The organism is Sagittula sp. NFXS13 (assembly GCF_040148795.1).
In the GTDB taxonomy this organism is placed as follows: Bacteria; Pseudomonadota; Alphaproteobacteria; order Rhodobacterales; family Rhodobacteraceae; genus Sagittula; species Sagittula marina.
In genome coordinates this window covers 123848-135569 of record NZ_JAGEMH010000006.1, presented here as the reverse complement: position 1 = coordinate 135569, position 11722 = coordinate 123848, and the positions used below count along the sequence as shown (strand labels likewise).

General features: G+C 62.9%; 12 protein-coding genes. 10 read left to right on the top strand and 2 right to left on the bottom strand.

Annotated features, from left to right (window positions below):
• The first annotated feature begins 50 nt into the window (after window positions 1-50).
• The 6 genes from J4E08_RS14015 to J4E08_RS13990 are packed head-to-tail and all read left to right on the top strand — an operon-like array spanning window position 51 to window position 4975.
• A complete protein-coding gene (locus J4E08_RS14015; RefSeq protein ID WP_349539030.1) occupies window positions 51-242 on the top strand; it encodes a DUF6494 family protein in 192 nt (63 codons plus the stop codon).
• On the top strand, window positions 208-1299 hold the full coding sequence (locus J4E08_RS14010) for an Mrp/NBP35 family ATP-binding protein (protein ID WP_183968585.1): 1092 nt from the start codon (window positions 208-210) through the stop codon (window positions 1297-1299). Before J4E08_RS14015 ends, J4E08_RS14010 begins: the two co-directional genes overlap by 35 nt.
• On the top strand, window positions 1296-1997 hold the full coding sequence (locus tag J4E08_RS14005) for a biotin/lipoate--protein ligase family protein (protein WP_349539029.1): 702 nt from the start codon (window positions 1296-1298) through the stop codon (window positions 1995-1997). The genes J4E08_RS14010 and J4E08_RS14005 overlap by 4 nt, the downstream gene beginning before the upstream one ends.
• Entirely contained in the window at window positions 1994-2473 is a 480-nt protein-coding gene (locus J4E08_RS14000) for a DUF6505 family protein (protein WP_183968581.1), read from the top strand. Before J4E08_RS14005 ends, J4E08_RS14000 begins: the two co-directional genes overlap by 4 nt.
• Entirely contained in the window at window positions 2470-4440 is a 1971-nt protein-coding gene (locus J4E08_RS13995) for a sensor histidine kinase (protein WP_349539028.1), read from the top strand. The genes J4E08_RS14000 and J4E08_RS13995 overlap by 4 nt, the downstream gene beginning before the upstream one ends.
• Before the next feature lie 28 nt (window positions 4441-4468).
• Window positions 4469-4975 carry a DUF2478 domain-containing protein gene (locus tag J4E08_RS13990; protein WP_349539027.1) on the top strand — a complete coding sequence of 169 codons (507 nt, stop codon included), beginning with the start codon at window positions 4469-4471 and terminating at the stop codon, window positions 4973-4975.
• A 3-nt stretch (window positions 4976-4978) separates the two neighbouring features.
• Here J4E08_RS13990 and J4E08_RS13985 read toward each other — a convergent pair whose 3' ends face one another.
• The gene (locus J4E08_RS13985; protein WP_349539026.1) at window positions 4979-6487 is read right to left on the bottom strand and encodes a malonate--CoA ligase; all 1509 of its coding nucleotides are present in this window, start codon (window positions 6485-6487) and stop codon (window positions 4979-4981) included.
• The gene (locus tag J4E08_RS13980; RefSeq protein WP_349539025.1) at window positions 6484-7740 is read right to left on the bottom strand and encodes a malonyl-CoA decarboxylase; all 1257 of its coding nucleotides are present in this window, start codon (window positions 7738-7740) and stop codon (window positions 6484-6486) included. Before J4E08_RS13980 ends, J4E08_RS13985 begins: the two co-directional genes overlap by 4 nt.
• Before the next feature lie 191 nt (window positions 7741-7931).
• Here J4E08_RS13980 and J4E08_RS13975 point away from each other — a divergent pair, with 191 nt between their 5' ends.
• The 4 genes from J4E08_RS13975 to J4E08_RS13960 all read left to right on the top strand — a co-directional run bounded on the left by J4E08_RS13975 (window position 7932) and on the right by J4E08_RS13960 (window position 11715).
• Window positions 7932-8975: a C4-dicarboxylate TRAP transporter substrate-binding protein gene (locus tag J4E08_RS13975; protein ID WP_349539024.1), complete on the top strand. Its 1044-nt coding sequence runs from the start codon at window positions 7932-7934 to the stop codon at window positions 8973-8975.
• A 72-nt stretch (window positions 8976-9047) separates the two neighbouring features.
• The gene (locus J4E08_RS13970) at window positions 9048-9557 is read left to right on the top strand and encodes a TRAP transporter small permease (RefSeq protein WP_349539023.1); all 510 of its coding nucleotides are present in this window, start codon (window positions 9048-9050) and stop codon (window positions 9555-9557) included.
• Entirely contained in the window at window positions 9557-10894 is a 1338-nt protein-coding gene (locus J4E08_RS13965) for a TRAP transporter large permease (RefSeq protein WP_349539022.1), read from the top strand. Before J4E08_RS13970 ends, J4E08_RS13965 begins: the two co-directional genes overlap by 1 nt.
• A gap of 8 nt (window positions 10895-10902) precedes the next feature.
• The gene (locus tag J4E08_RS13960) at window positions 10903-11715 is read left to right on the top strand and encodes an IclR family transcriptional regulator (protein WP_349539021.1); all 813 of its coding nucleotides are present in this window, start codon (window positions 10903-10905) and stop codon (window positions 11713-11715) included.
• The last annotated feature ends 7 nt before the right edge of the window (window positions 11716-11722 follow it).

Here is an 11722-nt window from a genome sequence, read left to right as displayed (position 1 = left end):
CAGCCTATTCGCCGCCAACCCCATGCGTCAACGTCCACAGGAGTCTCCTCATGAGCGACGAATTCAATATGTCCATGCGCAAGTTCCTCAAGCAGGTCGGCGTGACCTCGCAGCAGGCCATCGAAGACGCCATGCGCAACGCCGAAACCGCTGGCCAGACTTACGCCGTCAAGGCCACCATCACCATTCCCGAGCTTGGCCTGACGCATGACGTCACGGGCGAGATCAAGGGTCAGGAGTAATCCATTGGCAACCCGTGAAGACGTTCTAGACATCCTGAAAACAATTGACGCCCCGCAGGGTGGCGACATTGTGGCCGCTGGTGTGGTGCGCGCCCTTGGCGTGGCCGACAGCGGCGTGCGCTTTGTGCTCGAAGTGCCGCCTGGGCAGACCGAAGCCTGGGAGCCGATCAAGGCCAAGGCCGAAGCGGCGCTGGCCAAGGCCGGCGTGGGAACGGTCAACATCGCGCTGACCGCCGACGCCCCGCCTCCCGGACTGGGTGCCAAAAAGGAAAAGCCGAAGCCTCAGGGCCCGCAAAAGGTGCCGGGCGTGGATCACATCATCGCCATCGCCTCGGGCAAGGGTGGCGTGGGCAAATCCACGGTATCCGCCAACCTCGCCTGTGCCTTGGCCGCAATGGGCCGCCGTGTGGGTCTGCTGGACGCCGATGTTTACGGCCCGTCGCAGCCGCGCATGCTTGGCGTGTCGGGGCGTCCCGCCTCCCCGGATGGGAAGACAATTCTGCCGCTGCGCAACCACGGCGTCACCATGATGTCCATGGGCCTGATGACTAATGAAGGTCAGGCCGTCGCATGGCGCGGTCCGATGCTGATGGGGGCTTTGCAGCAGATGCTGATGCAGGTGCAGTGGGGCGCGCTTGACGTGCTCATCATCGACCTGCCGCCCGGCACCGGCGACGTACAGATGACGCTGGCCCAAAAGACCGAGGTCGACGGCTCCATCGTCGTCTCCACCCCGCAAGACGTGGCACTGCTGGATGCGCGCAAGGGCATCGACATGTTCCGCCAGATGAATGTACCGCTGCTGGGCATGATCGAAAACATGTCCACGCACATCTGCACCAACTGCGGGCATGAAGAACATCTGTTCGGCCACGGTGGCGTCGCGGCAGAGGCTGCCAAGCTCGGAGTGCCGCTGCTGGCGGAAATCCCGCTGGATCTGCAAATCCGCCTTGCGTCGGATGGTGGCGCGCCCATCGTGGTCAGCCAGCCCGACAGCCCGCAGGCGCAGGCCTTCATGAAAGTGGCGCAGGCGCTGGTGGACCAAGGCGTCGCATGAGCAATCTGGCCTTTCCTCCGGCGATGTATGGCGAGGCGGTCTCTGGCGATCCGGCAGAGACCGCCATCATGCGCGCCATTCAAGGGGTCGATGCCGGACTGGTGACGCACCGAATTGCCGCGGATCAGGTGGGGGCGGCCATCGTCATGACGCCAGAGGTGCCTCTGGCCAAAGCCATGACCATGCTGCCGCTTTGTGGCGTCGGGTTTCAGAACGCACTTGGCGCACTGGCTCCGCCAGAGGTGTCCGTGCATCTAGAATGGGGCGGCGCGATCCGCGTGAACGGGGCGCGCTGCGGACGGTTACGGGTCTTTGCCTCGGACACCGATCCCGCTGCGGTGCCGGACTGGATCGTCGTGGGATGGGATCTGGCATTGCTGCCGCTTGACCCGGAAACCGGCAATGACCCCGACCGCACCGCGCTATATGCCGAGGGCTGCGCTGATGTGGACCCCGCCACGCTGGTCGAAGCATGGGCACGGCACAGCCTGCTCTGGATCGCCCGCTGGGAAGACGAAGGCCCCCGCCCACTCAACGCCGAATGGCGCGGGCTGGTGCATGGCGTCGGCGAAGACATCACTCAGAACGCCCACAGCGGCACATTCCTTGGCGTCGACGAGGACTTTGGCATGTTGATCCGCGACAACACCGACACGCATCTGGTGCCGCTGACCACCCTTTTGGAGGACACACCGTGAAACTGGCCCGCGCCATACATTTCGACGAAAGCGACACCTTCGTCTTTGCCAAACCTGCGCGCACCGGCGAATGGTGCATCACTGGCGGCTTCGAGTTTTCCGATTGGACCGAGGACGACCTGACCGGCAAGCAACGTCAGGCTTTTGCCAACGGCTGGCTTGGGCTGGAAACCGGCGGGCGCGTGACATTTGTCGCCGTGACCAGCATCGAAGCTGCGGAGCTGGCAACGCTGGAGGTCACGCTGGCCGAGCATTTCGTCACCTACTACGGTGCGCCGTCGGTCGATGCCGCCCGCCCCGTCGCACGTGAGGAGCTGTTCCACATGGCCGACCTGTGCGAAGAGCATGATCCCAACACGCTGTTGACCGTTGCGCGGGAACTCGCAGACGGCGGCGTGCGCGAGGTGTTTCGCGTGATCGAGGCGCCGGAGGCAGAGCTTGACCAGCTTGCCGTTCATATGACGCCGGACGAGTGAGGCGGCTGGCGCGAACGCGGCATCGACTGGTCGGCTCAATCCGGGTCCGCCTGCTGTTCCTCGCGCTTGCGCCGCTGGTGCTGCTGACGCCACTTTTGCTGCTGCTGGGCGCGACACGTTGGTCCGCCGACTACGACAAGGTTTTGATCGCCAACGTCGATTCGGACTTACGCATCGCTGAACAATATTTGTCGCGCATCCTGTCCACCACCGGCGATGAGCTGACCGGAGTTGCGGAATCCGTGGAGTTCGCCGAGGCGATAACCGCGCCATCAAGTGCCCGCGAAAGCTTCTTTGATGCCAAGCGGCGCGCACTCGGTCTGGATTTTCTCTATTTTGCACCTCAGGAACAGGCCGCAGCCGATTGGCCGGTGATCGCTCGCGCGCAAAAGGGCCAGCCCGCCACGGCCATCGACATCTTTTCTGCCGAGCAGCTCTACAGCCTGGATCCCAGTCTAGCTTCGCGGGCGCGTGTACCGCTGATCGACACCCGTGCTGCCGTGCCCACAGACCGCACAGTCGAGGACCGCGGCATGGTGGTGCATTCCGCCGCTCCCGTCCGGTTGAACAAAGCCAATGGCGTGCTGGTCGGCGGCATCCTTTTGAACCGAAATCTTCAATTCATCGACACCATCAACGCTCTAGTCTACCTGAACGCCGTCACCGGCGGCAACCGTCAGGGCACAGCTACTCTGTTTGTCGAAGACGTTCGCGTGTCCACCAACGTGCGACTGTTCGAGGACGTGCGCGCCCTTGGCACCCGCGTGTCCGCCGAGGTCCGCCAGGAAGTTCTGGACGAGGGGCGCACCTGGCTAGACCGTGCGTTTGTGGTGAACGACTGGTATATCTCCGGCTACCTCCCCCTGCGCGACAGCTTTGGCGACCCGGTCGGGATGCTCTACGTCGGCTTTCTCGAAGCCCCCTTTGCCGCCGCCAAACACCGCGCGATCATCACCATGCTGGCCGCCTTTGCCGGGATCGTCGCGCTGTCCGCGCCACTTTTCCTATGGCTGGCCAAGGGGATCTTTGCGCCGCTGGAACGCATGACCCAGACCATGCAGCGCGTCGGTGAGGGCGATCTGTCTGCCCGCAACGGCGCGGTGCGGGCGTCCAATGAAATCGGGCAAGTGGCCGGCCATCTCGACGATCTACTCGATCAGGTGCAAGATCGCGACAACCGCCTGCGCGCCTATGCCTCAGACCTGACCACCCGCGTCGAAGAACGCACGGCCGAGCTACAAGAGGCCAACGCCAAGCTCGAAGACACATGGCGGCAACTGGTGATGAGCGAAAAGCTCGCCTCCATCGGGGAAATCACCGCAGGTGTTGCGCATGAGATCAACAACCCTGTCGCCGTGATTCAAGGCAATCTCGACGTGCTGCGTGACAGTCTGGGCGAACGCGCCACCGATGTCGCCACCGAAATCGAGCTGATCGACGCTCAGGTCGTGCGCATCAACGCCATCGTCGGCAAGCTGCTGCAATTTGCGCGCCCCAACGATTTTGCCGCCACAACCGCGCTGGATCTCGCTCCAGTGGTCACAGACTGCCTGGTCCTTGTGGGGCACGTGCTGTCGCGGTCCGGCATCGACGTGTTGACCGATCTGCCCGATGTGCCGCAAGTTGTTATGGGCAGGGGCGAGATGCAGCAGGTTGTCATCAACCTGATTGTCAACGCCGCCCAAGCGATGGGGGAATCCGGACAGCTGCACTTGTCACTGGCCGAAGCCGAAAGGCACGGGGCTGCTGGCGTTGCTCTGATCGTTTCTGACACGGGACCCGGCATTCCCGAATCGTTGCTCGACACGGTCTTTGACCCGTTCTTCACCACCAAGCAGGCAGAAGGGACCGGTCTGGGGCTGTCGATCTCGCAAACTCTGGTGCAGCGCGCCGGTGGACGCATCAGCTATCGCAACCGCCCCGAGGGGGGCGCCGAATTCACCGTCTGGCTCCCGATCGCGGGCTAGGATACTCACGTCACAGGAGGAGCGCCACATGCTGGGATACATCACCGCCGAGGGGCGCGGCGCGGGCGACGTGCTGCTGGCCGACATCGCCGACACCCTGCGCGCCCAGGGTCTGTCGCTCGCCGGGGCCGTGCAGGTGAACCGCGACACCGATCCCGCCCTCAAATGCGACATGGACCTGCATATCCTGTCCGGCAAGGACGTGATCCGCATCAGCCAGAACCTTGGCACACTCTCCAGCGGCTGCCGGTTGGACCCTGCGGGGCTGGAACAGGCGGTGGGCCTTGTGACGGCAGCATTGGACCATGCCCCTTCCCTTTTGATCGTGAACAAATACGGCAAACAAGAGATCGACGGCCGCGGCTTCCGCCCCGTGATTGGCGAGGCACTGATGCGCGACATTCCCGTCCTGCTGTCGGTCAACGCCGGGAACGAAGCGGCCTTCCTCGACTTCGCCGGCGAGCTTGCTCAGCGAGTGCCGGCCACGCGGGACGGCATCCTGAGCTGGGTCAGCACGCAGGCGATGGCCGCCTGAAACTCAGGTAAACAGTCCCTTGTAATCCTCGCGCAAGGCGTTCTTTTGCACCTTGCCCATGGTGTTGCGCGGCAGCTCTGGCAGCGTGATGAACTGCCGGGGATGTTTGAACTTCGCCAGGCTGTCGGTGCAGGCCTGCATCAGGGCGGCCTCCCGAGGCGTCTCACCTTTTTGCGGCACGATCACAGCGACAACGGTTTCGCCGAAATCGGGATGCGGCACGCCGATCACCGCGCTTTCCAGCACCCCGGGGCAGTCGTCCAACACCAGCTCTATCTCCTTGGGGTAAATGTTGTAGCCCCCGGAAATGATAAGATCCTTGTTGCGCCCGACGATTGTGACGTAGTCGTCCGGCCCTTGGGTCGCCAGATCGCCGGTGATAAAGAACCTGTCATCGCGAAGTTCAGCGGCGGTCTTTTCCGGCATCTGCCAATAGCCTTTGAACACGTTGTCGCCCCGCACCTCCAGCACGCCGACCTCGCCGCGCGGCAGTGTCTCTCCGGTTTCGGGATCGCAGACCTTGGCCTCCACTCCCGGCAGTGGCAGACCCACAGTCCCCGCGCGACGTTCGCCATCGTAAGGGTTCGACGTGCTCATGTTCGTCTCAGTCATCCCATAGCGTTCAAGGATGCGGTGCCCGGTGCGGTCTTCGAACCGCTGATGCGTTTCCGCCAGCAAAGGCGCGGAGCCGGAGATGAACAACCGCATACCCTTGGTCAAGTCGCGGTCGAACCGCGGATCGTCCAGCAGACGCGTGTAGAAAGTTGGCACGCCCATCATGGCCGTCGCCTTGGGCAGCATGGCTATCATCGCGTCCTGATCGAACTTCGGCAAAAAGATCATCGACCCACCCGCCAACAGCGTGATGTTCGACGCCACGAACAGACCATGCGTGTGAAAGATCGGCAGCGCGTGCAGCAGCACGTCGTCAGCCGTGAATTTCCAGTAGTCCGCCAACATGTCCGAATTGGACAGCAGGTTGCGCTGGGTCAGCATTGCACCCTTCGACCGCCCGGTCGTCCCGGAGGTATACAGGAACGCGGCCAGATCATCCTCGCTGCGCGCCACGGTGTCGAATTTCTCTGGCTGGTCTGCGGCGGCCTCGGTCAGCGTACCCGAGCCATCGCCCGCCAGCGTCATCAGCGTCGCCCCCAGGCTTTCGACCATGTGGCGCAGATCGTCAGCGTTCGCTGGATCCCCTACCACCAGCTTTGCGCCGGAATTCTCCACGAAATAGGACAGCTCATCGCGGGTGTATGCCGGGTTCAGCGGCAAGAAAATCACCCCCGCCTGCACACAGGCGGCGTAGAGCGCCAGCGCCTCCGGCGACTTGTCCACCTGCGCGGCCAGCCTGTCGCCCGGCTGGAGCCCCGCGCCCACCAGCACGTGCGCCAACTGCGCGGCCTGTCCCACGAACTGCGCATGGATCAGGGTCTCCCCCGACATCAGATGCAGAAAGGGCGTGTCTTGGTCTGCGTGTTTGCCAAAGAGACGGTCGTAAAGCGGGTTCATGGGCTGGGGTCCTTTCGGGTCGTCTGGGACGCAGACGCAAGGCTACGCACCTCAGAGGAGGTCACAATCTCGCGGCTGTCTGCGTATTTCTCGTGGTTTTGGGACACGCGCTGAAGGTCGTACAAGTAGTTCACCATGACGCCAAGCGACTGTTTCTGCCCTTTTTCAGAAGTATCCGCCCACGCGTGCAACGCATGGACCTGCGCGCCGTTGCCAAGGTGGAACCGCGCCACCGGGTCCAACGGTTGGCCATCCCCCCGCTTGCCGCGCGTCAGATAGCGTGCCGCAAGCCGCCGCAACTGCGTATCATCACCGGCATCCGGCTCTAGCCCCTCCGCCTCAAGCCAGCGGGCAAAACCCGGCAAGGGCGACAGCGTGACAAACGACTTCAATCCCGGCAGCGCCATGGACAGGTCCGCAGCCACCTGTTTGATCAGCGAATTGCCAAAAGAGATCCCCGCCAATCCCGCCTGACAGTTTGAGATCGAGTAAAACACAGCCGTATCCGCCTGCTCGGCGGTCAGGGGTGCGCGCTCTTCGGCCAGAACGCCCTGCACAGATTTGGGAATGCCACGGGTCAGCGCGACCTCCACAAATATCAGCGGCTCATCCGGCATCGCCGGGTGGAAATAGGCAAAGCACCGTCGATCCGCCGGCTGCAACCTTCGCCGCAGATCGTCCCAGCTGTCGATCGTATGGACCGCTTCATAGGCGATGATCTTGTCAAGGATATGCGCCGGGCTTTCCCAATTGATCGGGCGCAGCACCAGAAAGCCCCGGTTGAACCAACTGACGAACAGGTGGCGGAAATCCACGTCCAGCGCCATCAGCGCCTCATCCTCACGTCCCAGCCGCAGCAAATCCGCCCGCATCCGCACCAGTTGCCGCGTCGCACCGGGCACCATGTTCAGGCGGCGCAGCAGCTCTTGACGCGGGGGTTCCGCCACAGTGGCAAGATGGCGGTAACTGGCCTTGTCCCGGTTGGCCTCATAGGCCTCGAGCGCCGCCCGCACCTCCGTCACGTCCAGATCCATATCCGCCGCAAGGTGATGAAAGAATCCCGACTTCTGCGCGTCCTCCCAACCGGCGTAGCGGTCGATGATCTGCCGCGCGACGGATTGACCGCTCACCTCGCCCGTGGCGCTGACCAGATCTGCGGTCAGATCCTCGATCCTGCGCCCGTCCTGCCGGGCCAGCCCGAACCGATAGCGGTTCTCGAACACAGTGGACAAAAGGTCCGCAAACAAACTCATGCCAGCGCCTCCTTGGTTAACAACTATCTGGCGAAGCAACGCGACGAAGACAAGGCCGCCCGCACCGAAGAGACCCAGGGGCGCGCGCATATCATCGCCTTTTACCTCGGGAGGGGGTTGCCACGCGCCCCCGAGTCGTGCCTACTATGACGAATAGCATTCCACATAGTGGAACTATAAGGGAGGAAGACATGAAACTTTTGAGAACAGCCGCCGTGTGCGCGCTGATGGCTGCGGCGTCCGTGGCCTCGGCTGAGACGACTCTGATCCTTGGGGAGGCCGGACCAAACCGTGGCGCACGCGCTGCCGCGATGAATTGGTTTGCAGACAAGGCAACAGAAGTCTCCGGCGGTGATTTGCAATTCGACATTCAATGGGGCGGTGCCCTGTTCAAGGCCGGCGCGGCCCTCAACGGCATCGCCGATGGCGTGGCCGATCTCGGCACGATCATCTCCGTCTATTTCCCGCAGGAAATGGTGGCCTATGGCATCGCGGACCTGCCGCTGCAAAACGATGATGCCTGGGTCGGCATGAAAGCCACCGACGAGTTGATGCGCACCAACGAAAGCATCCAGGCCAACCTCGCGGACATGAATCTGGTTTATATCGGCACCTTCACCACCTCTGCTGTCCACATCGGCTGCAAGGGTGCGGCGATCCGCACCGTGGATGACATCGAAGGTCTGAAGGTCCGCGGCGTCGGCGCATATGGCGACACGTTCAAGGACATGGGCGCGAACATGGTCCCGATGTCGGTCTATGACGCTTATCAGGGTCTCGACAGCGGTCTGCTGGATTGTTCGCAGGGCTACAGCTACGCCACCGCCGCGTTGAAGCAGCACGAAGTCATCGACAGCTACACTCTGCTGAATTGGGGACAGGTTGGCGCGCTTGGCATCCTGATGAACAAGGACATGTACGACAGCCTGTCCGAAGACGAACAGGCCGCTCTGATGGAAGCGGGCGAAGGCATGGCCGACGAACTGGGCCGTCTGATCACCGCCGACAATGACAAGGCCATCGAGACGATGAAAGCCGCGGGCGTCGAGATCATCACCCTGCCCGATGCCGACCGTGAAAAGCTGGTCGAAGGTGGCGCCCCCTACGTCGAAGCATGGATCGAGCGCGCCAATGGCGTCGGCCTCGACGGCCAGGCGATGCTGGACGAGTACAAGGCACTGCTGGCGAAATACGCCGCTGAGCGTGATGAGCAGGGTTATCCCTGGACACGCTGACCGCGTCAGATCCCTTGGCCGGTCCTGCATCGGGACCGGCCCTTTCCCCTTCATAAGAAGACAGGTGTCACCATGCTGCGCCGGGTCGAGCGTCTGCTCATCGATCTTTCTATTTGCGCCGTTCTGGGCCTTGGGCTCGTCATTACGGCCAACGTCCTGCTGCGGGCGCTGTTCAACTCGGGACTGCCTGACAGCACCGTCATCGTGGCCGAACTGATGGTGGCCGCGGTGGTCCTGCCTTTGGCCGCCACCACCGCCAGCAGGTCGCATATTGCCGTGGAATTTGTCACCAATCGTATGCCACCCCGCGTGGCCGACGGTCTGATTGTCTTCGGCTCGCTGTTCGGGATGCTGGCGCTGGCACCCCTGATCTGGGCTGGTGGGCGCGAAGCGCTCGGGGCCATCGAAAAGAGCTCCTTCTTCTTTGGCGAGCTTCATTTGCCAAAATGGCCCGGCCGGGTGATCTTTCTTGTCGGCATGGTAATCGCGTGGCTGCGGCTGGCCGTCATGGTCTTCACTGACATTCGCACGTTGAAATCAGGGGGACGTCTGACTGACGATCACCCGAAGGAGGCTGTCTGATGGACGGAACCCTCGTCGGCCTTGTGGCCTTTGCCTCCCTTTTGTTGTTGCTGGGGCTGCGGGTGCCCATTGCATTTGCGCTGGCCGCTGTGGCGACCATTGGCACCTTCGTGATGTTCGCATTCCGCACCGGGGCGTTCACCCCGGACCGCGCGATCCGCCCGACCTCCTCGCTCGTCTTTTCGAACTCCTTTGACCTGATCCACAGCTACGATCTGTCGATGATACCCCTGTTCGTGGCCCTGGGTCACATCGCCTACAAGGCGGATATTACGACGAAAATCTACCACGCCGCCCGCGTCTGGCTGGCCTCTATCCCCGGCGGTGTGGCCATGGCATCGGTCGTCGGCTGCGGCGGGTTTTCCGCCATCACCGGGTCGTCGATCGCCTGCGCGTCGACCATGGGCCGCATCTGCGCCCCGGAAATGCTGCGCATGGGCTACGACAAACGACTCGCCACCGCATCCGTCGCGGCGGGCGGCACCCTGGGGTCGCTCATCCCCCCGTCGGTTCTGTTCATTATCTACGGCATCTTCACCGAAACCTCGATCTCCTCACTGTTCCTTGCGGGCATCCTGCCGGGGCTGATCTCTCTGGCCGGCTTTCTGCTGGTGATCTGGCTTTGGGTGCGCCGCGACCCTGCTGCCGCCCCTGCCTTTGATGGGCAGATCACCGGGCGCGAACGCATGCAGGCCGCGCTGGACGCATGGCCCGCCGTACTGCTGTTCGTCATCATCGTCGGCGGCATCTACGGCGGCGTCTTTACCGCGACCGAGGCCGCAGCGGTCTGCGTCTCTGCCGCGCTGCTGATCGGCTTTGCGCAGCGGAAACTGACCATCCGCGCCGTCATCGACGCCCTGCGCGAAACCGTGATTCAGACGACCTCGATCTTTGTCATCGCGGCGGGGGCCAAGATCTTTGTGGCTTTCATCGCGCTGACCGGCGTGGCGGGCGACATCGTCGGCGCGGTGCAGGACGCCAACCTAAATGTCGTGGTCTTGATGCTCGCCATCGCGCTGATCTATCTGGCGCTTGGCATGTTTCTCGACCCCATCGGGATCATGGTGCTGACGCTGCCGCTGCTCGTACCGCTGGTTGAAGGGTACGGGCTGGACCTGATCTGGTTCGGCGTCGTGGTCATCAAACTGCTTGAGATCGGGTTGATCACACCGCCCGTGGGCCTGAACGTTTTTGTCATCGCATCCGTTGTGGGCAAAGAAGTGCCGATTGACCGGATCTTCTCTGGCATCGGGCGGTTCTTGTCGGTGGACGTGATCGTGCTGGCGCTCATCATGGCCTTCCCGATACTGTCTCTGCTGATCCCGAATTCGATGTGAGTGCCGCCATGATGACCGCCAGCCCAGACGCCACCGACCGTCGTTTCGCCACCACCCTTGCCAAGGGCCTGAGCGTTCTGCGCGCCTTTCGCGCCAGCGACGACGGTTTGGGCAACGCCGAAATCGCAGAGCGCACAGGCCTGCCCAAAAGCACCGTGTCGCGGCTGACCTTCACCCTGCGCAGCCTCGGCTACCTGACCCATGCCCGGCGCAATGACCGCTACCGGCCCGGTCCCGCGCTGCTGGCGCTGGGGAATGTGGCGCAGGCGTCGATCTCTTTTGTCGAGCTGGCAGGCCCGATCATGCAGCAGCTGGCAGATGACACCGGCACGCTCTCGCTGATGCTGGCGCGTGACAATGCAAAACTGTTGATCGTGCGCACCTGGCGGCCGCGCGGCATGTCTTCCCTGTGGCTGGAGACCGGGCACCGTCTGCCATTTCACGGCACCTCCTCGGGCCATGCCATGCTGGCCGCCATGACCGAAGAGCTGTTTGAAACCACCGTCGCCAACGCCCAGGAAGACCGGGGCCTGACGTTGGACATCGCCAAACAGGCCCGCCGCAACGCCTACGACCAACTGCGAACACGGGGGTTCAACATCACGTCCCCGGATCAGTATTTCGCCAGCAACATTCACGCTGCCTCGAAACCGTTTCACGCCCGCGACCTGACTGAACCGGTGGTCTTTTCCTGCGGGGCCATGCCCCAGGATCTGACTCTCGACCGGCTGGCCAATGAAGTTGGCCCCAAACTCAACGACGCCGTACAAGAGCTTGAGCGCATGATGGGCCAGCCCGCAATGCTTACTCTGCGCGACTGAACAGGAG

Bases quoted from the DNA above. Each gene is read 5' to 3' on its own strand.
- J4E08_RS13980 (WP_349539025.1), bottom strand. From the start codon at position 7,740: ATGAGTTTGTTTGCGGACCTTTTGTCCACTGTGTTCGAGAACCGCTAT.
- J4E08_RS13990 (WP_349539027.1), top strand. From the start codon at position 4,469: ATGCTGGGATACATCACCGCCGAGGGGCGCGGCGCGGGCGACGTGCTG.
- J4E08_RS13975 (WP_349539024.1), top strand. From the start codon at position 7,932: ATGAAACTTTTGAGAACAGCCGCCGTGTGCGCGCTGATGGCTGCGGCG.
- J4E08_RS13970 (WP_349539023.1), top strand. From the start codon at position 9,048: ATGCTGCGCCGGGTCGAGCGTCTGCTCATCGATCTTTCTATTTGCGCC.
- J4E08_RS13985 (WP_349539026.1), bottom strand. From the start codon at position 6,487: ATGAACCCGCTTTACGACCGTCTCTTTGGCAAACACGCAGACCAAGAC.
- J4E08_RS14015 (WP_349539030.1), top strand. From the start codon at position 51: ATGAGCGACGAATTCAATATGTCCATGCGCAAGTTCCTCAAGCAGGTC.
- J4E08_RS13965 (WP_349539022.1), top strand. From the start codon at position 9,557: ATGGACGGAACCCTCGTCGGCCTTGTGGCCTTTGCCTCCCTTTTGTTG.
- J4E08_RS14010 (WP_183968585.1), top strand. From the start codon at position 208: ATGACGTCACGGGCGAGATCAAGGGTCAGGAGTAATCCATTGGCAACC.
- J4E08_RS13960 (WP_349539021.1), top strand. From the start codon at position 10,903: ATGATGACCGCCAGCCCAGACGCCACCGACCGTCGTTTCGCCACCACC.
- J4E08_RS14005 (WP_349539029.1), top strand. From the start codon at position 1,296: ATGAGCAATCTGGCCTTTCCTCCGGCGATGTATGGCGAGGCGGTCTCT.